This window comes from Burkholderia cepacia ATCC 25416 (assembly GCF_001411495.1).
Lineage (GTDB): Bacteria > Pseudomonadota > Gammaproteobacteria > Burkholderiales > Burkholderiaceae > Burkholderia > Burkholderia cepacia.
The window spans coordinates 2,246,155-2,269,403 of sequence record NZ_CP012982.1 but is presented as its reverse complement, the minus strand read 5'-3'; the positions used below and the strand labels follow the sequence as shown (position 1 = coordinate 2,269,403).

The following is a 23,249-nucleotide window of genomic DNA, read 5'->3' as shown; positions in this document are numbered from 1 at the left end:
TCGAGAGCATGCCGGCTTGTCAGACGAAAGAAAAGAATCAGAGCCCGGCAAAAACATGCGGATCAGCAATTGGGGGCGCGCTTGCACGCGACGGGTGCCGTGCTACTCTTTTTTCGGCAAGGCCCCGATCGGGCGGAGGGCTGGCATGAAGCGATACGCTGTGCTCGCACGAACGATCGCCGACGCAATCCACCGCGGCGACCTGCCGCCCGGTGCGCGCATCCCCACCGTGCGCATGGCCTGCCGCGTGTATGGCGTGAGCCCGTCCACCGTGTTTCGCGCGTACTACGCGCTCGAAGGCGAGGGTCTGATCGTCGCGCGGGCCCGATCCGGTTATTTCGTTGCGAACCTCGAAGACAAGCGCGTGCGGTTCGCCCACGATCCGCCGCGCAAGCCGGCCGCCGAACCAACCGGCGACGACGATGTGCTGTTCCGCCTGCTCGACTCGCTCAAACGCGACGAGATCGTTCCGCTCGGCTCGGCCTTCGCCAGTTATTCCCTGTTTCCGATGAGCAGCCTGTGGCGCGCGATGGCGTCGGCGGCCCGCAACATGGATCGCACGGCGCTACTGTCCGGCTTGCCGCCCGGCTACGACACGCTGCGCCGCCAGATCGCGCTGCGCTACCTGAACGCAGGCGCGGCGTTGCCGATGGACGAGATCGTCATCACGACCGGCGCGCTCGACGCGCTGACGCTCAGCCTGCAGGCACTGACCCGCCCGGGCGATATCGTCGCGATCGAGCGACCGGCATTCCACGCGGCCCTCGAGGCCGTGCAGCGCCTGCACCTGAAGGCCGTCGAGATTCCGGTCGATCCGCGCACCGGCCTCGATCTCGATGCGCTCGAAACGGCGCTCGATACGCATCCGGTGCGGGCATGCTGGTTCATGACGTCGTTCCACAACCCGACCGGCGCGACGCTGACCGACGAGCGCAAGCGCGAGCTGATCGACCTGCTCACCGCGCGCGGCGTGCCGCTGATCGAGGATGACGTCTATGGCGAGCTGCATTTCGGAACGGCACCCACGCGCCCGGCCAAACTGTATGACGACAGCGGGCTCGTCCTGCATTGCGGTTCGTTCTCGAAATGCCTCGCGCCCGGGTTCCGGATCGGCTGGGTCGCGGCCGGACGCTACGTGCGGCAGATCCGTCAGGCAAGAGGCGCGAGCGCGCCGGCGGCCGACGTGCCCGCGCAGATGGCGATTTCGAACTACCTGCGCGACGGTGCGTACGACCGCTTCCTGCGCAAGCTGCGCCGCAATCTCGCCGCGCACCAGGCGCAGATGCTGGCGGCCGTGCAGACGTATTTCCCGGACGGCACCGAAGTGTTCGCGCCGCACGGCGGGTATTTCCTGTGGATCGAACTGCCGCCGCGCGTCGATGCGATGCACCTGTTCGACGATGCGATGGAAAACGGCGTCAGCATCGCGCCGGGGCCGATCTTTTCCGCAACCGGCGGATTCCGCCGCTATCTTCGGCTCAATTACGGCCGGCCGTGGACACCGGCCGTCGAGCACGCGATGGAGACCATCGGGACGCTCGCGGCCCGGCAGCGGCAGGACGGTTAGCACGAAACGTGCACGTCGCGATGCTCCTTTTTGCGCATTGCGTTTCACACGCAGGCGACCAAGAATGAAGCGGAAGGTAACCGCGGAAGAACGTGCTCCGCTCACCCGACGTCACGGAGAATCCCATGAGCACCGCATGTGCACGACCGTCGACGATGCACGCGCCGCCGGATTCCGGCACGGGCCGATCGGTTGCCTTGCAGGAAAGCATCATGTCGACCGGCGAACGTTCGCCTCGTTGACGGCGCCTGCCCGCTTCCGGCGATGCGAGTCCTGCCCAATCGGACGTTCCGCGCACGCGACGACTGGCGCGCGATCCTGAACGCGCGAGCCGACGCGCGGCGCACTGCCGGCTGCCGCTGCAGGGAATGCGGCTTCGTGGCCTTCCGCGCGCTCGAGCACTGCCCCGTTTGCGGCCAGTGGAACTGGCCGTTCGATCCGGTTCGCCGCACGCCGGACGACGCGCACACCATGCACGCGGTGCAGCGCTTCGATACGTGGTCGTCGCGCGTCGCGCGGACGCTTCGCAACGCGGCGTTCCGGCGGCCGCGCGCATCGAGCGCGCCGATCCTGAGCATCCTGACGCTCGTGCTGCTGGTCGGCGGCTACGTGATGGTCGACCGGACGTGCAATGCCGATCCGGTCTGTCGCGGCTCGAACATATCGGGCGCGACGGCGAGCGATGCGGGTGCGTACGTGCCGAACGATCCCGTGCTGCCGGTCCTGCCGGCGCCCGCCTATCCGTTTCATTCGACTGATGGAACCCAGGCGGCGGCCGCGCGACAGCGCAGCCCGAATGTCGGCGAAGCCGCCGGACAGACCACAGTCGCGCGCGCCGCGCCGGCCATCCGTGCACCCGATCGGCCGCGTGCCGCCACCACGGTTCGGGTCGCCGACCTGAAAGCCGGTCGCAATGCCGCGCATCGCGCCCGCACATTCCACCGAGTGAGCGCGCATACCGCACACACCGCGCGGGCGCGACGCACCACCACCGCCAGCAATACGCAACTCGCCCAGCTCTATCGCGGCCACTGAGCGCGCACGCGCCGTCCGTGCGCGCGCTTGCGTCGATTCATTTTTCTAAACCGCCCCTCGCAAAACCTCGTTTGCGCCGCGACGCATGCGTGACGTTCAATGGGTCATTCGCCCGCGCCGGCGCGTATCGCGTTCCGGCTACTCACCCGATCCACCGAACGGAGTCGTCGATGAATGCACTACAGCTCGTGACCCTTGCTGCCATCTGGGGCGCGTCCTTCCTGTTCATGCGCATGGGTGCACCGGAATTCGGCGTGGTCCCGCTGATCGCGCTGCGCGTCGCGATCGCGGCCGTGCTGTTGTCGCCGGTGCTGCGCAACGCGCAGGCGCGACAGGAATTCCGCTCGCACGTCGTGCCGCTGTTCGTCGTCGGCATCACGAACTCGGCGCTGCCGTTCTGCCTGCTGACCTACGCGGCGCTGTTCGTGACGGCCGGCACCGATTCGATCCTGAATGCGACGACACCGTTGTGGACCGCGATCGTCGCATTCGCATGGCTGCGTATACCGCTGACGAAACCCCAGGCGATCGGCCTCGCGCTGGGCTTTGCCGGTGTCGTCGTGCTCGCCGGCTCCGCGGTCGGCGCCGGCACGCCCGGCGCACCGCGCGCGATCGCCGCCGCGATGCTCGCGACGCTGTCGTACGGGTTCGCCGCGCATTACTCGAAGCGCAAGCTGGCGAATGTCAGGCCGTTCGTGTCGGCGTTCGGCAGCCAGTTGTTCGCGGCGGTCGCGCTCGTGCCGCTCGCGCTGCCGATGTGGCCGCACGGCCCCGTTCACGCGTCCGCGTGGATCGCGGTGGTGCTGCTCGGCGCGATCTGCACGGCCGTCGCCTACCTGCTGTATTTCGGGCTGATCCGCAATGCGGGCGCGCAATATGCGGCGTCGGTCACGTTCCTGATCCCGATCTTCGGTGTCGTATGGGGCGCGATCTTCCTGCACGAGACGATCACCGTGCAGACGGTCGCCGGGTGCGCGATCATCCTGCTCGGCACCGCGCTCGCGACCGGCAAGCTCAAGGGGTTCGCGGCCGCCGCCGTGCGCGGGTCACGCCAGTAGATCGCGCGTGCCGTCGTCGCCACCGCCGATCTCGCTCGTGAGCCAGTCGCGGAACGCGGCGATCTTCCACTCGTGCCGGCGCGCTTCGCTGCACACGACGTAATAGGACAGTTCGGTCGGCCAGGGCCGCGCGAGCACGCGCACCAGCCGGCCGGCCGCGACTTCGTCCCGCGCGTAGATGTCGCGCACCAGCGCCATGCCCTGCCCGGCGACCGCCGCCTTGATCAGCAGCGCATCCTCGCTGAAGCTCGCGCCGCGCGGCGCACGGGCATCCTCGATTCCCTGCGCGCGCAGCCACAGCGCCCAGTCGGCGCGGTCCGCGTCCTGCAGCAGCGGATACGACAGGCAGTCGGCCGGCGTGGCGATCGGGCGCGCGGGATCGAGCAGTCGCGGGCTGCAGACGGGCCACAGCTCAGGTGTCCAGATGCGGAACGATGCATGCCCGGGATAATGGCCCAACCCGTGCCGGATCGCGACGTCGACATAGTCGCGACGCAGGTCGACCAGTTGCGCGCGTGTTTCGACGGTGATTTCGATTTCGGGGTATGCGGCATTGAACGCGCCGAGGCGCTGCACGAGCCACGTGTTCGCGAAGGAGGCGGTGGTCGTCACGGCGAGGCGGACGATGCGCCGATTGGCACCGTGCACGTTCGCCCACGCGGCCTCGATCTCGTTGAAGCCGCCGGCGAGCTGATCGAACAGCGCGCGACCCGTGCCGGTCAGCTCGAGCTCGCGGCCGGTGCGCTCGAACAGGCGCACGGCAAGGCGATCCTCGAGATTGCGGACGTGCTGGCTGACGGCGCCCGGCGAAATGCAGAGCTGGTCGGCCGCCTGCTTCATGCTGGCGCAGCGCGCCACTTCGACGAACGTGTGCAACGCGGCGAGGGGAAGTGACTTGGCCATTCGTGGATTCGGCGCCGGGCGGCCGCGATGGAGTCGGGAACGGGCGACGATTATCGCAGCAATTCCGTGCGGCCGGGATCGGCGGTGCGCAGGCGTTCCGGCCCGCGCGATACCTGCGCGCGGCCTGCTCTTCCCCGTGCTTCCTCGGCAAAAACGGGCGACCCGTTTCCGGTGCCGCCCGTTTCGCGTGACGCGCTGCGCGCGTCGAACGCTAGCGCATCACGCCGCCAGCAACCCGTGCGGGTCGATGACGAATTTGCGCGGCGCGCCGCCGTCGAACTTCTTGTAGCCTTCCGGCGCCTGGTCGAGCGAAATCACTTCGACGTTGACGATCTTCGCGATCGGCAGACGGTCGAACAGGATCGCCTGCATCAGGTTGCGGTTGTACTTCAGCACCGGCGTCTGGCCCGTGAAGAACGAGTGCGACTTCGCCCAGCCGAGGCCGAAGCGGATGCTCAGGCTGCCGTGCTGCGCGGCCTTGTCCTTCGCGCCCGGATCGTCCGTCACGTACAGGCCCGGGATGCCGATCGCACCGGCCGGCCGCGTGATTTCCATCAGCGAGTTCAGCACCGTGGCCGGTGCCTCTTCCGCGTGGCCCGACGAGCCGTGGCCGTGCGCCTCGAAGCCGACGCAGTCGACCGCGCAGTCGATCTCGGGGACACCGAGAATCTGCTCGATCTGCTCGCCGAGCGACGCGTCCTTCGACAGGTCGACCGTCTCGAAACCCATCGCCTTCGCGTGCGCGAGGCGTTCCGCGTTCATGTCGCCGACGATCGTCACGGCCGCGCCGAGCAGGCGTGCCGATGCGGCCGCCGCCATCCCGACCGGGCCCGCGCCCGCGATATAGACCGTCGAGCCCGGCTTCACGCCCGCGCTCACAGCGCCGTGATAGCCGGTCGGCAGAATGTCGGACAGGCAGGTCAGGTCGCGGATCTTCGCCATCGCCTGGTCGCGGTCGGGGAATTTCAACAGGTTGAAATCGGCATACGGCACGAGCACGTACTCGGCCTGGCCGCCGATCCAGCCGCCCATGTCGACGTAGCCATAGGCGCCGCCGGCACGCGACGGATTCACGTTCAGGCACACGCCCGTATGCGTGTCCTTGCACATCGCGCAGCGGCCGCAAGCGACGTTGAACGGCACCGACACGAGATCGCCGAGCTTCAGTGTCTCGACGTCGCGGCCGATCTCGACCACCTCGCCCGTGATTTCGTGACCGAGCACGAGGCCGACCGGCGCGGTCGTGCGGCCGCGCACCATGTGCTGGTCGGAACCGCAGATGTTCGTGCTGACCACTTTCAGGATCACACCGTGGCCGATCGCGCGGCCGCTCGGATCGACCATCTTCGGATAATCGATTTTCTGGACTTCGACCTGGCCCGGTCCAAGATAGACGACACCTCGATTGCTGCTCATCGTATTGTCTCCATGTCTCGTTGGTGGCGCCGCGGCGCGCCGGCGCCATCCGGCGCACGCGCAACGTGCTGTTCGAGAGTAGTCCCGGAGGCAGGGGCGCCGATGTCTCAAACGCGACACGCGTTTGAACGGCGCCGACATCGATGGCGGAAATGCGAAAGTCGGGCGGGAAACGATGGAAAGGTTTCGCGGACGGCGTGACGCGCGGGGGCGGGCCGGTCGTCGCGATCGGCCGCCCCTCTCCCGGGCAGGCGCTACCCGCCCTGATTCTCGCGAATGATCGCGGCCGCCGCCGCTTCCGCGTCGCTCGCCACCCCGTCGTGCACGCGCGTGCTGACGGCCGGCGTCGGCGGCTCGCTGTCGAGCGCGTGGCCGTTGCGGTCGTGCGTGTCGACCGTTGCGCGCATCGACAGCCCGACGCGCAGCGGATGCGCGGCGAGATCGCGCGGCTCGAGCGCAATGACGACCGGCACGCGCTGCACGACCTTGATCCAGTTGCCGGCCGCGTTCTGCGACGGCAGCATCGAGAACGCGCTGCCCGTCCCCGCCGAGAAGCCCTGCACACGGCCGCGATAGGTCACGCGCGAGCCGTAGAGATCCGACACGACCTCGACCGGCTGCCCGATGCGCATGTGGCGGATCTGCCCTTCCTTGAAATTCGCCTCGATCCACAGCCGGTTGAGCTGCACGATCGACATCAGCGGCACGCCGGGCCCGACCTGCTGGCCGACCTGCACCGAACGCTGCCCGATCGTGCCGTCGACGGGCGCGACGATCGTCGTGCGCTTCAGGTTCCGGTACGCGAGCTTGAACTGCGCGGCCGCCTGCACGACGGCCGGGTTTTCGTCGACGGGCAGCCTGGTGCCGAGCGCGCGCGCCGCGTCGAGCTGCGCCTGCGCGGCCGCGAGATTCGCCTGCGCACCGGCGACCGCCGCCCGTGCACGCGCGAGTTCCTCGGGTGCGACGATCTCGACCGATGCGCCGGAGCGCGCGGCAAACGCGCGCTGCGCGAGCGACAGGTCGGCGCGCCGTGCGTTTACGGCCTCGACGTACATCGTGTTCGAGATCTTCGCGTTCGCGACCTGCCGCACGGCCTGTGCGAGCTGCGCCTTCGCCTGCGCGAACGCGACGGACGCCTCGGTGTCGTCGAGCTTCACGAGCGTCTGGCCGGCGCGCACGGCCTGCGTATCGGCGACCACGACGTCGGTCACCGATCCCGGGATCTGCGCGGCGACCTGGACGATGCTGCCGGCCACGTACGCGTCGTCGGTGTCTTCGTAATAGCGATCGCTCAGCAACCAGTATGCGATCCATGCAAGCGCGGCCACCAGCACGATCGCGAAGAACACGATGAAGCGCTTGCGGCGCGCGTCGAGTGCAGGATCGTTCAGTGCGGCCGGCGGCGCGGCGGTATGTAGGTTGTCGTGGTGCATCAGTCGCTTTGCGTGACGATCAGACGATCGTGCTGGAACAGGGGGATCGGCGGCATGACCGACAGGCTCGGCGCCGGAGTCGCGGCCGCCGTGCGCGCGGGAACGGGGGTGCCGCGAGGCGTCGCGCCGACGGCCGGCGTGCGTGCCGCGTCGTCGCGTCGTGCGGCCCCGGTATCCGATGCAGCGACGACCTGCGGGACGGACACGCTCCGCGCACGCGCATCGGCGGACGGCCCCGCCACCGATGTGCTCGCGTTCGCGGCGGATGCGGTCGTGGCGGTCGCAGCCGCCATCGCGGGCGCGGCGGGTGCGACGGTCGACGCACCTCGCTTCGCCGCCCCGCTACGCGCCCGATGCGCGGCCGGCGCCTGCGCGACCGTCGCGCCCGCATCGAATCCGCCGCCCAACGCACCGACCAGCCCGACACGCAGCGTGCGCTGCCGGCCGAGCAGCGCGATCAACTGCGCGCGCTCGTCGATCAGCGTGAGATCCGCGACATCCACGTCCTTCTGCATCAGCACGCCGCGCCGGTGGCGGTCGGTCGCGATCTGCACGATCTTTTGCGCGGCCGCGACCGCATCCTGCTGCTGCGCGACGAGCGTCTGCGATGTCTGCAGCGACGTGACGAGCTGCGCGACCTGCCCGAGCGCGTCGTCGACGGTCTTGTTGTACAGCCCGATCGCCACGTCGGCCTGCGCGACGTCCGCACCGAGCTTCGCCTTCAGCCGGCCGCGATCGAAGACCGGCAGCGAGATCGCCGGGCCGACGGAACCGGCGAGCGCGTCGCGCGAGAACAGCGACGCGGGCGTCAGCGCGAACACGCCGCCGAGCGCGACGAGGTTCACGTCCGGATAGAACTGCGCACGCGTCGAATCGGCATTCGCGAACGCGGCTTCGACGCGCAACCGCGCGGCGACGATGTCGGGCCGGCGGCCGAGGAGACCGGCCGGCAGCCGCGCGGGCAGCGCGCCGCCGGCAAATGCGCCGACGCGCGGCCGCTGCAGCGCGAGCCCGCGCTCCGGGCCGCGGCCCGACAGCACGCCGAGCTGCAGTTGCGCGAGCTTGATCTGCTCGTCGTTCTGCGCGATCTGCGCGAGCAGCTTGCTGCGCTTGATCGCGGCATCGCTCGCGTCGTATGCGTTGTCGAGCCCGCGCGCGGTGCGCTCGCGCAGCACGGTCGTCACGCGCTGGCTCACCTTCAGCTTCTGCTGCAGCAGTTCCTGCATCGCATAGGCCTGGTCGAGCTGGCAGTACACGGTGACGATCGCGACCGCCAGCGTGAGCCGCACCTGCTCGGCCTCGACCCGCGCCGCTTCACGCAGCGACATCAGGCTCTTCGTCGCCGCGCGGTTCTTGCCCCACAGGTCGAGCTGGTAGTTGAGCCCGACGAACACCGACGACGGCGATACGTTCGGGTCGCCGAAGATCTCGACCGGCACGCGATAGCCGCCGACCGACACGTTGGCGACGTCGTCGCCCGGCTTCGGCATCCGCGCGCGGCTGACCGTTGCGCCGGCCGTGCCCGTCAGCCCCGTCAACGAATCGAACTGCTGAAGCTGCGCCTGCGCGATCCGCAGCCGCGCCTGCGCAACCTGCAGGTCGGGGTTGTTCTGCGATGCCTCGGCGACCAGCGCGTCGAGCTGCGGATCCTGCAACTGCTTCACCCAGTCGGGCGCGGGCCACGCGCCGTTCACGCCGGGGCCGGCCGTCTGCGCGAGCGCATCGTCGGCCGGCGCGTGCAACGACAGCGACGGCAGGAAGCCCGTCGGCACGCATCCGCCCAGTGCCAGCGACATCGCCGCGGCAACGATCACCGTGCCGCCCTTCATGCGATGCGCCCAACCCGCTGCTTGTTTCACACGCCGCATCTCGCTCCTCATCCCTGCTGAATGCGCCGCTCGACGCGCCGCGCCCGCTCGGCCAGCCGCGGCCGCGTGCGCTCGAGCGGGCCGAGCCGGCCGAACAGGCCGTCCGCGATGCCGAACAGGATGCCGGCGAGCTTCGCGCGCTTGTCGCGTTCGACGAGCGCGATCTGCGCGACCTGCCACACGGTCAGCAGGTTCGGCACGATCGCCACCGGAAAGCGCAGCCCGTACTGCATCCCGAGCTGCACCGCATTGCGTGCGCTGTAGTAGCGCCGTTGCCACGAGTGATTCATCGACGTCATTTCGAACGGGCCGATCGCGTGACGCTGCTTCGCGCCGATCCGGTGCGGCAGCACCAGCGACGGCACGACATAGAGCGGCACGTTGCGCGCCAGTGCGCGAAAGCTGTACTCGGTGTCGACATGATCGATGAACAGCGTCTCGTCGAAGCGGCCGAGCACGTCGAACGCATCGCGCGACACGACGCAGCCCGACGAGATCAGGAACGCGCAACGCTGCAGCGGCGCGCCCGGCTCGATGCGCAAGCGGCGCAGCCCGATCCCGTTGGTCGAGAGTTCGGGCAGGAAACTGCGCGCGTTCTCGTCGAAAATGCGCGGGCCGGCCAGGAACGCGCGCCCCGCGAGCCCGGCGCAGACGTCGCGCATCGCGGGGAAATACGCGGCGGGCACGGACGAATCCTGGTCGAACAGCGCGACGGCATCGACGCGGTCGCGAAACAGCGTCGCGAGGCCCGCGTTGTACGCGCCGGCAATGCCGCCGCGATTGCCGTGATGCAGCAGCGCGATGCCCTCGCGCGCGCACAGCTCGCGGGCCCGCGCATCGGGCTGCGGCGTGTTGTCGACGACGAGCAGCGCATCGCACGCGTGCCGCCAGGTGCCGAGCGCGTCGAGCTGCGCGTCGCTCGGGTGATACAGGATCACGAGTGCGCCGAGTGTCGTCATGTTCCTCTCCTCAATGCCCGAACGACGCGGCCGCGCCACGCTTCGGCCGCGTCAGCCACATCATCGCCGCGAGTGCGAGACACGTCATGCTCGCCATCCAGAACATGTCGTTGGTCGCCATCATGTAGGCCTGCTGCATCACGACCTGGTGCAGCGTCGTCAGCTCGCGTACGCCGTCCACGCCCATCGCGTTCAGCGTGTGCACGAAGCGCTGCGTGTTCGCCGATGCGTGCGTGACGGATTGCGACACGACGTCGTAGTGATAGGTCGCGCGGTTGTCCCACAGCGTCACGCTCATCGCGGTGCCGAACGCGGCCGACAGCGTGCGCAGGAAGTTCGACAGGCTCGACGCGGCGGCGAGCCTGTCGTCCGGAATGCGCGACAGCGTCGCGGCCGTCAGCGGAATGAAGAAGCACGGCAGCCCGATCCCCTGGATCAGCCCCGGCGCGGCGATCTGCGCGAACGTCATCTTCAGCGTGAAATGCGCATCCCACGCGAGCACGGCCGCGAACACGAGGAAGCCGAAGGTCGCGAGCACGCGCGCGTCGAAGCGGTGCGCGTGGATCCCGACGAGAATCGAGAACACCAGCGCGAGCACGCCGAGCGACGCCGTCGCGAGCCCCGCGTGAAACGCGTTGTAGCCCATCACGGCCTGCATCCACAGCGGAAACACGACGCCGACCACCGAGAAGCTCATCATCCCGAGCGAGATGATCAGCACGCAGAACGAGAACGTGCGATCGCGGAACAGGCTCAGGTCGACGACGGGATGCGCCTCGCCCGCCTCCCAGATCAGCAGCGACACGATCGCGAGCCCCGCGACCACCGCCAGCGTGACGATCAGCGGCGAACCGAACCAGCCGCGATCATGGCCGAGATCGAGCATCGCCTGCAGCGAGCCGACGCCGATCACGAGCAGCACGATGCCCGGCACGTCGATCGGGCCGGCCGTGCCGCGTTGCGCGTCGGGGCGCAGCATCGCGGTGCAGACCGCGAACGAGAACAGCCCGATCGGCAGGTTGATCAGGAAGATCCACGGCCACGAGAAGTTGTCGACAATCCAGCCGCCGACCACCGGCCCGAAGATCGGCGCGAGCAGCACCGTCATCGCCCACAGTGCGAGCGCGATCGTGCGCTTGTCCGGCGGGAACGTGCGCAGCAGGATCGTCTGCGACAGCGGCACCATCGGCCCCGAGCACAGCCCCTGCAGCGCGCGGCAGATCACGAGCACGTGCAGGTCGCGCGCGAGCCCGCACAGCAGCGACGTCAGCGTGAACAGCAGCACCGCGCCGACGAACAACCGCAATTCGCCGACGCGGCGCGCGAGCCAGCCCGTCAGCGGCACCGCGATCGCGGCCGCGACCGAATACGAACTGATCACCCACGTGCCCTGGCTGTTCGATACGCCGAGACTGCCGGAGATCGCCGGCACCGCGACGTTCGTCACGGTCGAGTCGAGCACCTCGATGAAGGTCGCGAGCGACAGCGCGAACGTCAGCAGCGCGAGCCGGATGCCGCGCACCGGTTGCGCGGCCGGTTCCGACGCCGGGGCCGGCGCATCGAACGCAGACGCCGCGACGGGCCCGTCGTGAAGCGGCGACGCGGTGCTCATGCGCCGGCCACCGCGGCTTCGGGCCGTGCGGCTGGCCGCCCGCGCGGCGGCGCGAACCGTTCGATGAAATCGGCGGCGGCGTCGCAGCCGTCCCGCTCGGCCGCCAGCCGTGCGCGTGTACGCGCCGCGTGCGCCGCAAACGCGGGCTCGCCGAGCACGCGCGCGAGCGCCGCGCCGAGCCGCGCACCGTCGATCGGGCCGTCGGCCCGCACGCCGCAGCCGCTCGCGGCAACCCGTTGCGCGTTGTCGAACTGGTCGTGCGCGAACGGCGTGACGACCTGCGCGATCCCGGCTTCGAACGCGAGCGCCGCCGTGCCGATCCCGCCGTGATGCACGAGCGCGCGGCAGCGCGGCAGCAGCGTGCGCATCGGCACGAAGCGGCGCACGAGCAAACAGTCGCCGTCCGGCGCCGCATCGTGCGGCGTCAGCAGGATCCCGCGCGCGCCGGTCGCGCGCAGCGCGTCCGCCACCGCGCGCGCGTAGGCCGCGTGATCGACGCGTGTCGAACCGGCCGTGAACACGACCGGGGGTTCGCCGGCCGCGAGAAACGCATCGAGTGCCACATCGTCGTCGGGAGTCGCAATATCGTTGAACAACGGAAAACCGCTTTGCAGATGATTCGACGGCCAGTCCGGCTGCGGCGGCGCGAACCAGCCGGGAAACAGGCACAGCACGCCGTCGGTGGAATGCAGCCAGCGGCCCAGCACGCGCCGCGCGGGCGCGAGCCCGAGATCGCGGCGCACCGCGTTGAGCGCGGGGCCGCATGTGCGATCGAGCACCTGGCGCTCGATCAGCGTCATCAGCGCCGCCTTCACGGGCAGCGGCCAACGCGCGGGAATCGTCAGGCGCGGGTGGGTCGGCGGCGCATGCGCGGACAGCAGCGTCGACGGCGACACCTGCACCGACACGTACGGCGTGCCGTGCAGCTCCTGCATGAAGCGCGCGGAGAACGCCCACAGCGTGCCGACGAGCACCGTGTCGCCGTCGGCCAGCGCACGCAGCGCGTCGTAGTGCGGGCGCAGCGTCGGTGCGATCACCTGCCACAGCGTGCGAAACGACGTGCGCGAATCCCACAGCGCGGGGTTCGCCATCGCGGCCTCGTATTCGGCCGCGGTGCCGATCGGCACGAATTCGAACCCGCAATGGCGCACGGCCGCCTCGAACGGCGCGTGCGTGCAGAACACGACGTCGTGGCCGCGCGCCGCGAGCGTGCGCGCGACGCCGAGCAGCGGATGCACGTCGCCCGCCGAGCCGATCGCGGTCACGATCATCTTCGCCATCGCGCGCCTCGCGGGGATCAGTAGAAGCCGGGAATCAGCGCCGCGACCTCGCGGCGGTACTGCGTGTATGCCGGCCCGAAATACCCGGTCAGCCAGCTTTCCTCGACGCGCACCTTGTACGCGAGCGACGCGAACACGAGCAGCACGCCGATCGCGCCGCGCCATTCGCCGCCGATCAGCGCGGCGCCGACGAGCGCGATCAGGCAGCCCGTATAGATCGGGTGACGCACGAGCGCGTATGGCCCGGTGCGCACGAGTTCATGGTCTTCCTTCAGCGTGACCGACACGCTCCAGTTCGTGCCGAGATGCAGCCGCGCCCACACCGAGAACAGCAGGCCCGCGACCAGCACCGCGAGCCCGCACTGCGCCTGCAGTCCGAAACGCTGCCAGTCGGGCACGAGCGCCTGCCACGACGGATCGGGCAGGATGATCAGCGCGCCGCCGACGATCAGCGGAATCGACTGCAGCGTGCGCGAGCGCGACGCTTCCTTGCGCACGGTCGCCTTCACGCCTTGCGAAGTGGCGATCCAGTAGGCGAGCCACGCGGCCCACGGAACGACGATGGCGATGGTCTGAACGATATTCACGGCTGGCCTGCCTCGTTGGGATGGGAATTCGGATGCGCGCTGCGTACCGGACGCACGGCGCGCGGCGTCACGACGACAACGCGTGCATCGGCGCGGGCACGCACGCCTGCGCGGCGGCGAGCGCGATGCCGGCGGCGAGCGACGACTCGCCGCAGAAAAAGTCGAGCAGCGCCGCACGCGTGTATTCGCGCTGCGCGCGGCCTTCGATGTCGAGGAAGTGGCCGGCGTCCGGCACCGTCGCGAACCGCGCGCGCGGCACGTGCGCGCCGAGCTGGCGCACGTCGGCGGGCGTCGTGTATTCGTCACGCTCGCCGTTCAGGAACAGGAGCTCGCAGCCGATGTTCGAGAACTCGCTGAGGTAGCGCTCGGGCTGCAGCGACAGGATCTGGTCGACGTGGAACGCGACCTGGTCCTGCTCGTCGCGCGGCAGGCGCGTGAGATAGCGGTAGTTGTACAGCTTCATGATGCGCGGCAGGTAGCGGCCGACGGTGTCGTTCAGCAACTGCGCGGCCTTCAGGTTCTCGCCGGCCGCGATGTGGTCGCGGGCGCGCGTCACGTAGTCGACCATCGCGTCGTTCAGGAACGGCGAGAACGAGCAGATCGCCGCGCGCCGCACGCTCGGGCAGCCGCGTGCGAGCGCGAACAGCGACGCCACGCCGCCCCACGACACCGACACGAGGTAGGCCGGCGCGAAACGCTCGACCAGGTACTGCAGGATCGCGGCTTCGTCGTCTTTCGTCAGGATGAAGCAGCCCGGGTTGTGCTGGCGCGACTGCCCCGCGTACGGCAGGTCGAAGCAGATCGTGTTCATCCGCTCGCCGAGATACTGGACGGTCTGCCCGAACGACGCGGTCGTCGCGAGCGCGCCGTTGACGAGCATCGCCGTGTCGAACGCCGGGTCGAACACGTTCCGTTCGACGTAGACCTTCAGACCATTCGGTAGCGGGACCACGTGTTTTTCGGTCAGCATCGTCGTTCTCCGGTGGATGCGGCGTCTCGACGTCGCGGCATGCTGCAGGTGCGCAATGGCTGCGCCGGTTTTCGCGCTCAATCCGAATCGCGCGATTGGCCAATGCACCGCGGCAATACCGGCTGCATCGATTCATTCCTCGTAGTGCGGCGCCATACTAATACGGACAATATTACTGACTCAAGTCATTCCAACGATACCCTCTACTCTGTCAGGAAATACCGCCGCTTCAAATTATTCCGCCATTTTTTATGGTAAGCGGAATCCTTTCGAGGGTGATCGCAATCGTTTGCGGAGCGCCGTTCGAATCCCTCATTATCATGCGATATTCATTTAAATTCAATAGCTTGAACCGTTTTATTCGCCTATTTAAAACGAATTTTCATGAATGAAACGTGACGTCGTTTCTTCGACCGCCTTCCATATTTCACCGAATATCACATAGCTCAATATTCTTTCATTCCGTAATCGCTTCGACACCCGTAACGATTAACCGGATTGATCGCCGACTTCAGAAAGCGTTTTAAACAAACTTCTGTTTTCTTAACCATCTTTCGATTATTTTTCCGCACCTGCACAACGCACGGCCGACTGCCCTTTCGTCTGCCCGGCACCCGCCGTCACCGTCAGACCCCGATTTTTTGTTGATTGAACGATCAATAAAAAACCGCTAAGCTCTCGACTTCCATGGACGGCCCGTCCGGGCGAAGGGAGTCGCGATGCCGAAAGTCGGAATGCGGGAGATTCGCCGCGCACAGTTGATCGACGCCACGCTGCGTTCGATCGACGAAGCGGGCCTGCCCGGCACGACGCTCGCGTCCGTCGCGCAGCGCGCGAACATCTCGACGGGCATCGTCAGCCACTACTTCGGCGACAAGGACGGCCTGCTCGAAGCGACGATGCGGCACGTGCTGCGCGACCTGTGGTCGGCCACCACGCGCCGCCGCGTGGCGGCACGCAAGGACCCGCGCTCGCGGCTGCGCGCGATCGTCGCCGCGAACTTCGACGACACACAGGTGAGCGCGCCCGTCATGAAGACGTGGCTCGCGTTCTGGTCGCAGAGCATGCACGACCCGATGCTCAAGCGCCTGCAGCACGTCAACACGCGGCGCCTCCATTCGAACCTGTGCGCGGAATTCGCGAAGGCGTTGCCCCGCACGCAGGCGCGCGAGGCCGCCGGCGGCCTCGCCGCGCTGATCGACGGCCTGTGGCTGCGCGGCGCACTCGCCGGCGGCCCGATCGACACCCGGGCTGCATTGAAGCTCGCCCACGATTACATCGACCTGCTGCTCGCGTCCGACTGACGCGCGACGCAGTCGCCCTCAAGGAGATCCTCATGTCCGTATTCGGTTTGCAGCGCCTCTACATCGGTGGCGGTTACGTCGACGCCACGAGCGGCAAGACTTTCGACACCTTCGATCCCGCCACCGGCGAACTGCTCGCGCAGGTGCAGCAGGCCAGCGCGGCCGACGTCGATCGCGCGGTTGCATCCGCGCAGGAAGGCCAGCGTGAATGGGCCGCGATGACCGCGATGCAGCGCTCGCGCATCCTGCGCCGCGCGGTCGACCTGCTGCGCGAGCGCAACGACGAACTCGCGGCGCTGGAAACGCGCGACACGGGCAAGCCGATCGCCGAGACGCTCGCGGTCGACATCGTCACCGGCGCGGACGTGATCGAGTACTACGCGGGCCTCGCCACCGCGATCGAAGGGCTGCAGGTGCCGCTGCGCGCCGAATCGTTCGTCTACACGCGGCGCGAGCCGCTCGGCGTGTGCGCGGGCATCGGCGCATGGAACTACCCGATCCAGATCGCGTGCTGGAAGACGGCGCCCGCGCTCGCGGCCGGCAACGCGATGGTGTTCAAGCCGAGCGAAGTCACGCCGCTCACCGCGCTGAAGCTTGCGGAAATCTACACGGAAGCCGGCGTGCCGGCCGGCGTGTTCAACGTCGTGCAGGGCGACGGCTCGGTCGGCGCGCTGCTGACGGGCCATCCGGACATCGCGAAGGTGTCGTTCACCGGCGGCGTCGAGACGGGCAAGAAGGTGATGTCGCTCGCCGGCGCATCGTCGCTGAAGGAAGTGACGATGGAACTCGGCGGCAAGTCACCGCTGATCGTGTTCGACGATGCGGATCTCGACCGCGCGGCCGACATCGCGGTCACCGCCAACTTCTTCAGCTCGGGCCAGGTCTGCACGAACGGCACGCGCGTGTTCGTGCACCGTTCGGTCAAGGACGCGTTCACGCAGAAGGTGCTCGAACGCGTGAAGCGCATCCGCGTGGGCAAGCCGACCGACGCCGACACCAACTTCGGCCCGCTCGTATCGGCCGCGCAGCTCGACAAGGTGCTCGGCTTCATCGAAAGCGGCAAGGCCGAAGGCGCGAAGCTGCTCGCGGGCGGCACGCGCCTGACAGACGGCCACTTCGGCGGCGGCCAGTACGTCGCGCCGACCGTGTTCGGCGATTGCCGCGACGACATGAAGATCGTCCGCGAGGAAATCTTCGGGCCGGTGATGAGCATCCTCGATTTCGAATCGGAAGACGAAGTGATCGCCCGCGCGAACGATACGCACTACGGGCTCGCAGCCGGCGTGGTGACGGAGAACCTGTCGCGCGCGCACCGCACGATCCATCGCCTCGAAGCCGGCATCTGCTGGATCAACACGTGGGGCGAATCGCCGGCCGAGATGCCGGTTGGCGGATACAAGCAATCCGGTGTCGGACGCGAGAACGGCATCACGACGCTCGAGCACTACACTCGAATCAAGTCGGTGCAGGTCGAGCTCGGCCGCTACAACCCGGTGTTTTAAGGATCACGAAAGGAGATTGACCGTCATGACGACACGCGAATACGACTACATCATCTGCGGCGCGGGTTCCGCGGGCAACGTGCTCGCAACGCGCCTGACGGAAGATCCGGACGTGACGGTGCTGCTGCTCGAAGCGGGCGGCCCCGACTACCGCTTCGACTTCCGCACGCAGATGCCGGCGGCACTCGCCTATCCGCTGCAGGGCCGCCGCTACAACTGGGCGTACGAAACCGACCCCGAGCCGCACATGGACAACCGCCGGATGGAATGCGGGCGCGGCAAGGGGCTCGGCGGCTCGTCGCTGATCAACGGGATGTGCTACATCCGCGGCAACGCGCTCGACTACGACAACTGGTCGACGCACAAGGGTCTCGAGAACTGGACGTATCTCGACTGCCTGCCGTACTTCAAGAAAGCCGAGACGCGCGACGTCGGCCCGAACGACTATCACGGCGGCAGCGGCCCCGTGTCGGTCACGACCAGCAAGCCGGGCGTGAACCCGCTGTTCGAGGCGATGGTCGACGCGGGTGTGCAGGCCGGCTATCCGCGCACCGACGACCTGAACGGCTATCAGCAGGAAGGCTTCGGCCCGATGGACCGCACCGTCACGCCAAAGGGCCGCCGGGCGAGCACCGCGCGCGGTTACCTCGACCAGGCGCGTGCACGGCCGAACCTCGAGATCGTCACGCATGCGCTCGCCGATCGCATCCTGTTCGACGGCAAGCGCGCATCGGGCGTCACGTACCTGCGCGGCAACGAACGTGCGACCGCGCACGCGCGCCGCGAAGTGCTCGTGTGCAGCGGCGCGATCGCGTCCCCGCAACTGCTGCAGCGCTCGGGCGTCGGCCCCGGCGCGTGGCTGAAGGAGCTCGACATTCCCGTCGTGCTCGACCTGCCCGGCGTCGGCCAGAACCTGCAGGATCACCTGGAGATGTACATCCAGTACGAGTGCAAGGAACCCGTCTCCCTGTACCCGGCGCTGAAGTGGTGGAACCAGCCGAAGATCGGCCTTGAATGGATGCTGAACGGTACGGGCCTCGGCGCGAGCAACCACTTCGAGGCGGGCGGCTTCATCCGCACGCGCGACGACGACCTGTGGCCGAACATCCAGTACCACTTCCTGCCGGTGGCGATCAACTACAACGGCTCGAACGCGATCGAGATGCACGGCTTCCAGGCGCACGTGGGCTCGATGCGCTCGCCGAGCCGCGGCCGCGTGAAGCTGCGCTCGCGCGATCCGAACCAGCATCCGAGCATCCTGTTCAACTACATGGCCGAAGCGCTCGACTGGCGCGAGTTCCGCGATGCGATCCGCGCGACGCGTGAAATCATGCGGCAGCCCGCGCTCGACCGCTATCGCGGCCGCGAGCTGAACCCGGGCGCCGATTGCAAGACCGACAAGGAACTCGACGCGTTCGTGCGGGCCCGCGCGGAAACCGCGTTCCATCCGTCGTGCTCGTGCAAGATGGGTTACGACGATATGGCGGTGGTCGATGAAGAAGGCCGCGTGCACGGGCTGGAAGGGCTGCGTGTGGTCGATGCGTCGATCATGCCGATCATCACGACCGGTAACCTCAATGCGCCGACGATCATGATCGCGGAGAAAATCGCGGACAAGATTCGTGGCAAGCAACCGCTCGCGCGTGTGGACGTGCCCTACTTCGTCGCGAATGGGGCGATGGCGCGGAATGTCGCGAAGGCCGTGCGGCAGCCGGAGACGGTTTGACGGGGCACGACGCCGATACAAGGCATGACCGGGATTCGCATGACGTCTGCTCTATCCCGGTCTGCATTCTCTGTGACGCGCATGTTCACGGTTAACGGTGATTGCGGATGCCTCATGCGGGGTAGGCATCCGATTCAGCACTCGGTCCTCGGAATGCTTCCCGCTTCTCGCTCCGAGCAATGAAATCCGTTGTGTTGGACGCCGAATTGCGGTGGCCCCTATCGCGACACGACTGACACCGAGATCGGACGCCCTTTGGCATCGACCAGTTCGTAGCCGCGATCACCGGCATAGCGGTAGAACACGTCCGTGCGCGATTTGACAGGCGTCGTGTCGAAGCCGCTCAAATCCGCATCCGGGGCACACAAGCGCTCCACCTCCTCGGGCCACCTGTAGGCGGCCTTCTTGCGTGTCACCCACCAGTCGATCAGCGGTCCGGTCGCACACCAGTAGAGCAAGCGTACAAAGGGGCGACTGACATACAGGTCCCACCAATCCGGGTTGGGCGTGCTCACCGGAAAGCCGCTCGGTTTGTGTACGCCGCCGAGTCTTCGCAGATGATCATCGGGTTGAATCGCCTCAAGGCCGTGCTCCATGTAGCGACGGATGAACTCGAGGCGATCCAGATTGGCCCAAAAGGTCGTGCCATCACCCGAAGCAAAGTCACCACCCAAACCAAACGGCTCGCTGTAGCACTTTCGAATAAAATTTTCGGATACCTTGCCGAATTCCAGACGCGGCTGCGGGAAATAAAGCTGAAGGCGAAAGCGGCCGTTCAATGTCTGGCCGATTTTAGTGATCGGTCGAACATCGCGCCATCGAAGATGCAGTATCTGGTGACCCGACGGTACGTGTACAAGTTGCGCTTGGCGATTAAATCGAGGCGATGGCGATATCGCACCCATCGCCGCAAGCCGGAAGATAAATCCATAGAAAAATAGAAAAATCAGGTATGTTCCGCTTACTTGAAATAAATCAACCAGATTATTTCTTTGAGGATCGCCCCATGAAGACGACAAAGAATATAGAAATGCAGAAAGCGTAAGATTGTGAGCCAATGCAAAAAAATACATAATCAGCAAGCACTGTCCGCGCAAAAAATCTGGCTCGATATAGCGCTCGTTGAACATGTGTGGATCTGACACGTCGTCACTGAAACACACTCTGGGCGGCCACATCGCGATCGTGATACTCGGCAAACCGATATGGTCGCTTTTGGTACGGAGCGCCTCGATTTGTTTTTCGAAACTCGCTGCATCCGGCGGCTGCAGGCTGGGATCGTCCTGAGTTGTAGTCATAGGTAGTTACTTTCACGCAGCACGTAATTTGGTTCGGTGAAGCCGTTCGGCCAGTACTCGACCTCCGTCTTGCCGATCAATACGTCGTTCGACAACGTGATGACGCCAACACCGTCTTGCTCAACCACCAGCTCCGGATCCACGTAGATAGCAACATGACCCTCCGCGCCGTGAGCCTGCGTCAGCTTGTATTTGCTGATCTGTGGTTTCCACCCCGGGAGATTGATTGTAATGCGGCGCAGCTCCCCTAATCCCGGGATAGTCAACGTACCGATGGTGTTGAGCACCTGGATATCCGTCGTGATGGTTGGCTTGAGGAATAACGTATAAAACGCCTGTAGTTCCTCGGCATCGCTCTTATACGGTACAAGTGGCGTACGGTCGAAATAACCGTTGTTACGTCGATTGCCCCAGGTACTGCGGGCGATCCAATCTGTCACCACCTGTTCGGCGGCAACGCGATCATGAGCAGCGCGAGCAATTGAGTAGAGACCATCCAGTCCGAGCAATATCCAGCCTAACGTCCCGGCTCCCATCCTCGCGACACCATATGGAACTCGCGCAACAAGGACGTCTTTGCGCGCGAGTCCGACCAGCCATTCGGGATTTAAACTACTAAGAACATATAACCCCCCCAGACCGGCTGCTGTCCCGGCAATCGCACCGCTGACCGCGTTCCAGCCGGCCGCTGCGCCACGCTCAGCGTACGTACCGAAGCCCCCATCCTTCACTGCGAGCACAAGTGCCGCAATTGCAGCCGTTCCAATAGCCCAGAGCTCCAACTTACTGGCCGATGCCTTCAACGTCCCCGCCTTCGCTTCCTGGCCGGCTTCGCTGGCAAGGTTTGACAGCCGATTTCGATACACCTGCGCCATGAACAAACCGCTGGAACCGACACCCAGCACCTTACCGCCGACGTCTAATGCATTCGCCAAGGTCAATCCATCCTCTTTACCCAATGCGTTGAAAGTCATGGTCGCGTTATAGGTGGACACCATAACAGCGAGGCCACCGAGGCCCACGCGCGTATTGTGGGCACGCCGAAGCTTGGCGGGCGCTTCTGCCATGTCATTCAGCACTTGCTGCACGTCGTACATCTTGTACAGCGTGAGCATCTCATTGGCCTTTTGAGCGACGGTCCTGGGCCGGAAGCCGTTTCCGCCCTCGATCCCCAATTGGTCCCGCACCCAAGTACCCGCGTCCTTCAGCTTGACCGGTACCGCCCCTGCCAATTGACCTTCCAGCGCTTCGAACGCGGGGCGATACACGCTCGTCCAGAACTGCGCCGGGCTGCGCAGTTTGCTCCTGGCAACCAACGCGCCGATCATGACGCTCAACTGCTGTGACGCGGTATCCGCCGGAATCGACTTCAACAGGGTCTGCGCACGCTCGATGACCGTGTCGTTGATGAGGCCGCCAGCCACGGCACCACTGTTGCTCCAGTCCACCCAATCGCCGATTTGCGGATGGCCAAGGACGAGGTCGTGCAGCAAACCCGTCAAGCCGTCCGTCGTCACGCATTCCTTTAGGTACGCTTCGCCCTTCGGATGGTGGACCAGACCTGTCAATGTGCAGGCACCGACCAGGCGCCTGTCGATAAAGTTCTCGATGTCCTTGTTCTCGTAAAGCGTCAGCAGCGTGGTATAGGCGGGCTTGACTGACTGAAATGCCTCCCACAAATCCAACGCAGCCACATCCACCGCTTTCTGAAGAATGGCCAACCGTTTCGGATGCTCCTTGATGAACGCGTCGTAGGCCTGATGGTCGGCGAAGCGCATACGACTGGCATAGCCGGCCTTGCCGCGCTGATAAGGATAATCGGCGTGCGTCCTGACGCCCCCTATCGTCACGCTCGTCACGGCCTCCTGGATAGCACGCTGTCGAGCCGCGTCGGCCAGCGACTCGATCATTCCCCAGACACGGAGCTTGCGTGCAGCCTCCGTCACGTAAGGTTCTTGATCCTGAAGCGCAGCGCCCACCAACTGATTGAGATCCATCAACATGCCGACTGGATCAGGCAGTGCCACCGCGAACAGGTCTATGTCCTTCTGAGGAAGCGCGGCAACCCGCATGGCATCCGCGACAGCTTGCCCCGTCGCCTTCTTCGGCAAGCTTGCGCTCCAGGGATAGACCTGCCCGGAAAGCTCCGGTAGCGCCTGCGGAAGGTGATCAACTGCGAAGCAGTGGGCTTGCTTGCCGCCTAGCGGGTTGATCTTGCGCATCAGCAAATCCCGACGCGCTGAATCACGCTCCATTTCGCACAACGCGCGATGACTGAGCACGCTGTCGCTCACCATCAGCCACACCGGGCCGCTTGCCTGCTCCTTGGGAATGAGCACATAGGGTCGGTCGGCGCCGCCATCGATTCGCGCATGGCGCCCCGGGAATTCGTTCCGATAGTCCTTCTCTGTCCACCACAGGGCGGTGAAGCGTCCGTTTTCAGTCACGCTGTATTGCCGCGTCCACATACGCCCGTGCTTGAGGTAACGAACATAGAGGTAGCATCCCGGCCGCAACATGCGAAGCCCCTGCTGCTTTCCTGCCGAAAGTACCGGGTATGGACTGCTCAACCCGGTGCTCGCATGACACGGGGCGTCCGCCACGCCATATCGCAACGGATAGACAGGGATACCGTGCTCGCACGGCGGCGGCGAGATGGCTTTGCCGACTTGCTTTTCGCTGGGGTGATTCGGGCCTAACGCCTTGTCGTACCTCGTTGCCATCATCATTT

At 66.4% G+C, this 23,249-nt stretch carries 17 protein-coding genes; 6 read left to right on the top strand and 11 right to left on the bottom strand.

Going from position 1 to position 23,249, the window contains the following annotated elements; genetic code table 11:
- Nucleotides 1-145 precede the first annotated feature (145 nt).
- The 3 genes from APZ15_RS27455 to APZ15_RS27445 all read left to right on the top strand — a co-directional run bounded on the left by APZ15_RS27455 (nt 146) and on the right by APZ15_RS27445 (nt 3,660).
- Complete coding sequence (locus APZ15_RS27455) at nt 146-1,567, top strand: aminotransferase-like domain-containing protein (RefSeq protein ID WP_027789735.1); 1,422 nt, start codon at nt 146-148, stop codon at nt 1,565-1,567.
- A gap of 264 nt (nt 1,568-1,831) precedes the next feature.
- On the top strand, nt 1,832-2,602 hold the full coding sequence (locus APZ15_RS27450; protein ID WP_027789736.1) for a hypothetical protein: 771 nt from the start codon (nt 1,832-1,834) through the stop codon (nt 2,600-2,602).
- Nucleotides 2,603-2,772: 170 nt separating this feature from the next.
- Complete coding sequence (locus APZ15_RS27445; RefSeq protein WP_027789737.1) at nt 2,773-3,660, top strand: DMT family transporter; 888 nt, start codon at nt 2,773-2,775, stop codon at nt 3,658-3,660.
- On the opposite strand, the gene APZ15_RS27440 is transcribed toward APZ15_RS27445, so the two are convergent.
- The 9 genes from APZ15_RS27440 to APZ15_RS27400 form a co-directional block, all read right to left on the bottom strand.
- Nucleotides 3,649-4,563 carry a LysR substrate-binding domain-containing protein gene (locus APZ15_RS27440; RefSeq protein ID WP_027789738.1) on the bottom strand — a complete coding sequence of 305 codons (915 nt, stop codon included), beginning with the start codon at nt 4,561-4,563 and terminating at the stop codon, nt 3,649-3,651. The two genes, APZ15_RS27445 and APZ15_RS27440, sit on opposite strands and share 12 nt — an antisense overlap.
- A gap of 219 nt (nt 4,564-4,782) precedes the next feature.
- Nucleotides 4,783-5,979 carry a formaldehyde dehydrogenase, glutathione-independent gene (fdhA, locus tag APZ15_RS27435; RefSeq protein WP_027789739.1) on the bottom strand — a complete coding sequence of 399 codons (1,197 nt, stop codon included), beginning with the start codon at nt 5,977-5,979 and terminating at the stop codon, nt 4,783-4,785.
- A gap of 254 nt (nt 5,980-6,233) precedes the next feature.
- Nucleotides 6,234-7,412, bottom strand: a complete 1,179-nt coding sequence (locus APZ15_RS27430) for an HlyD/EmrA/EmrK family protein (RefSeq protein ID WP_027789740.1) — start codon at nt 7,410-7,412, stop codon at nt 6,234-6,236.
- Entirely contained in the window at nt 7,412-9,280 is a 1,869-nt protein-coding gene (locus APZ15_RS27425; RefSeq protein ID WP_027789741.1) for an efflux transporter outer membrane subunit, read from the bottom strand. The genes APZ15_RS27430 and APZ15_RS27425 overlap by 1 nt, the downstream gene beginning before the upstream one ends.
- A gap of 8 nt (nt 9,281-9,288) precedes the next feature.
- Nucleotides 9,289-10,239 (bottom strand): glycosyltransferase family 2 protein, encoded by a 951-nt coding sequence (locus APZ15_RS27420; protein ID WP_027789742.1) that lies wholly within the window; start codon nt 10,237-10,239, stop codon nt 9,289-9,291.
- Nucleotides 10,240-10,249: 10 nt separating this feature from the next.
- Nucleotides 10,250-11,851, bottom strand: coding sequence for a DHA2 family efflux MFS transporter permease subunit (locus APZ15_RS27415; RefSeq protein WP_027789743.1), 1,602 nt, complete (start codon nt 11,849-11,851; stop codon nt 10,250-10,252).
- The gene (locus APZ15_RS27410; protein WP_027789744.1) at nt 11,848-13,131 is read right to left on the bottom strand and encodes a glycosyltransferase; all 1,284 of its coding nucleotides are present in this window, start codon (nt 13,129-13,131) and stop codon (nt 11,848-11,850) included. Before APZ15_RS27410 ends, APZ15_RS27415 begins: the two co-directional genes overlap by 4 nt.
- A 17-nt stretch (nt 13,132-13,148) precedes the next feature.
- A complete protein-coding gene (locus APZ15_RS27405) occupies nt 13,149-13,718 on the bottom strand; it encodes a methyltransferase family protein (protein WP_027789745.1) in 570 nt (189 codons plus the stop codon).
- Nucleotides 13,719-13,785: 67 nt separating this feature from the next.
- On the bottom strand, nt 13,786-14,688 hold the full coding sequence (locus APZ15_RS27400) for an alpha/beta fold hydrolase (protein WP_027789746.1): 903 nt from the start codon (nt 14,686-14,688) through the stop codon (nt 13,786-13,788).
- Between the two features lie 719 nt (nt 14,689-15,407).
- Here APZ15_RS27400 and betI point away from each other — a divergent pair.
- Genes betI through betA form a run of 3 tightly spaced genes read left to right on the top strand, consistent with a single transcriptional unit; the run spans nt 15,408 to nt 19,220 of the window.
- A complete protein-coding gene (gene betI / locus APZ15_RS27395) occupies nt 15,408-15,992 on the top strand; it encodes a transcriptional regulator BetI (protein ID WP_027789747.1) in 585 nt (194 codons plus the stop codon).
- 32 nt (nt 15,993-16,024) lie between these two features.
- Nucleotides 16,025-17,494, top strand: coding sequence for a betaine-aldehyde dehydrogenase (betB, locus tag APZ15_RS27390; protein WP_027789748.1), 1,470 nt, complete (start codon nt 16,025-16,027; stop codon nt 17,492-17,494).
- Nucleotides 17,495-17,519: 25 nt separating this feature from the next.
- A complete protein-coding gene (gene betA, locus APZ15_RS27385) occupies nt 17,520-19,220 on the top strand; it encodes a choline dehydrogenase (protein ID WP_027789749.1) in 1,701 nt (566 codons plus the stop codon).
- 218 nt (nt 19,221-19,438) lie between these two features.
- On the opposite strand, the gene APZ15_RS41250 is transcribed toward betA, so the two are convergent.
- Nucleotides 19,439-20,518: a hypothetical protein gene (locus APZ15_RS41250; RefSeq protein ID WP_138143424.1), complete on the bottom strand. Its 1,080-nt coding sequence runs from the start codon at nt 20,516-20,518 to the stop codon at nt 19,439-19,441.
- Nucleotides 20,515-23,241 (bottom strand): toxin VasX, encoded by a 2,727-nt coding sequence (locus tag APZ15_RS27370; protein WP_138143422.1) that lies wholly within the window; start codon nt 23,239-23,241, stop codon nt 20,515-20,517. The genes APZ15_RS41250 and APZ15_RS27370 overlap by 4 nt, the downstream gene beginning before the upstream one ends.
- Between the last annotated feature and the right edge of the window lie 8 nt (nt 23,242-23,249).

Bases quoted from the DNA above. Each gene is read 5' to 3' on its own strand.
- APZ15_RS27410 (WP_027789744.1), bottom strand. From the start codon at position 13,131: ATGGCGAAGATGATCGTGACCGCGATCGGCTCGGCGGGCGACGTGCAT.
- APZ15_RS27420 (WP_027789742.1), bottom strand. From the start codon at position 10,239: ATGACGACACTCGGCGCACTCGTGATCCTGTATCACCCGAGCGACGCG.
- APZ15_RS41250 (WP_138143424.1), bottom strand. From the start codon at position 20,518: ATGACTACAACTCAGGACGATCCCAGCCTGCAGCCGCCGGATGCAGCG.
- APZ15_RS27440 (WP_027789738.1), bottom strand. From the start codon at position 4,563: ATGGCCAAGTCACTTCCCCTCGCCGCGTTGCACACGTTCGTCGAAGTG.
- betB (WP_027789748.1), top strand. From the start codon at position 16,025: ATGTCCGTATTCGGTTTGCAGCGCCTCTACATCGGTGGCGGTTACGTC.
- APZ15_RS27370 (WP_138143422.1), bottom strand. From the start codon at position 23,241: ATGGCAACGAGGTACGACAAGGCGTTAGGCCCGAATCACCCCAGCGAA.
- fdhA (WP_027789739.1), bottom strand. From the start codon at position 5,979: ATGAGCAGCAATCGAGGTGTCGTCTATCTTGGACCGGGCCAGGTCGAA.
- APZ15_RS27455 (WP_027789735.1), top strand. From the start codon at position 146: ATGAAGCGATACGCTGTGCTCGCACGAACGATCGCCGACGCAATCCAC.
- betA (WP_027789749.1), top strand. From the start codon at position 17,520: ATGACGACACGCGAATACGACTACATCATCTGCGGCGCGGGTTCCGCG.
- APZ15_RS27430 (WP_027789740.1), bottom strand. From the start codon at position 7,412: ATGCACCACGACAACCTACATACCGCCGCGCCGCCGGCCGCACTGAAC.
- betI (WP_027789747.1), top strand. From the start codon at position 15,408: ATGCCGAAAGTCGGAATGCGGGAGATTCGCCGCGCACAGTTGATCGAC.
- APZ15_RS27445 (WP_027789737.1), top strand. From the start codon at position 2,773: ATGAATGCACTACAGCTCGTGACCCTTGCTGCCATCTGGGGCGCGTCC.
- APZ15_RS27450 (WP_027789736.1), top strand. From the start codon at position 1,832: ATGCGAGTCCTGCCCAATCGGACGTTCCGCGCACGCGACGACTGGCGC.
- APZ15_RS27425 (WP_027789741.1), bottom strand. From the start codon at position 9,280: ATGCGGCGTGTGAAACAAGCAGCGGGTTGGGCGCATCGCATGAAGGGC.
- APZ15_RS27400 (WP_027789746.1), bottom strand. From the start codon at position 14,688: ATGCTGACCGAAAAACACGTGGTCCCGCTACCGAATGGTCTGAAGGTC.
- APZ15_RS27415 (WP_027789743.1), bottom strand. From the start codon at position 11,851: ATGAGCACCGCGTCGCCGCTTCACGACGGGCCCGTCGCGGCGTCTGCG.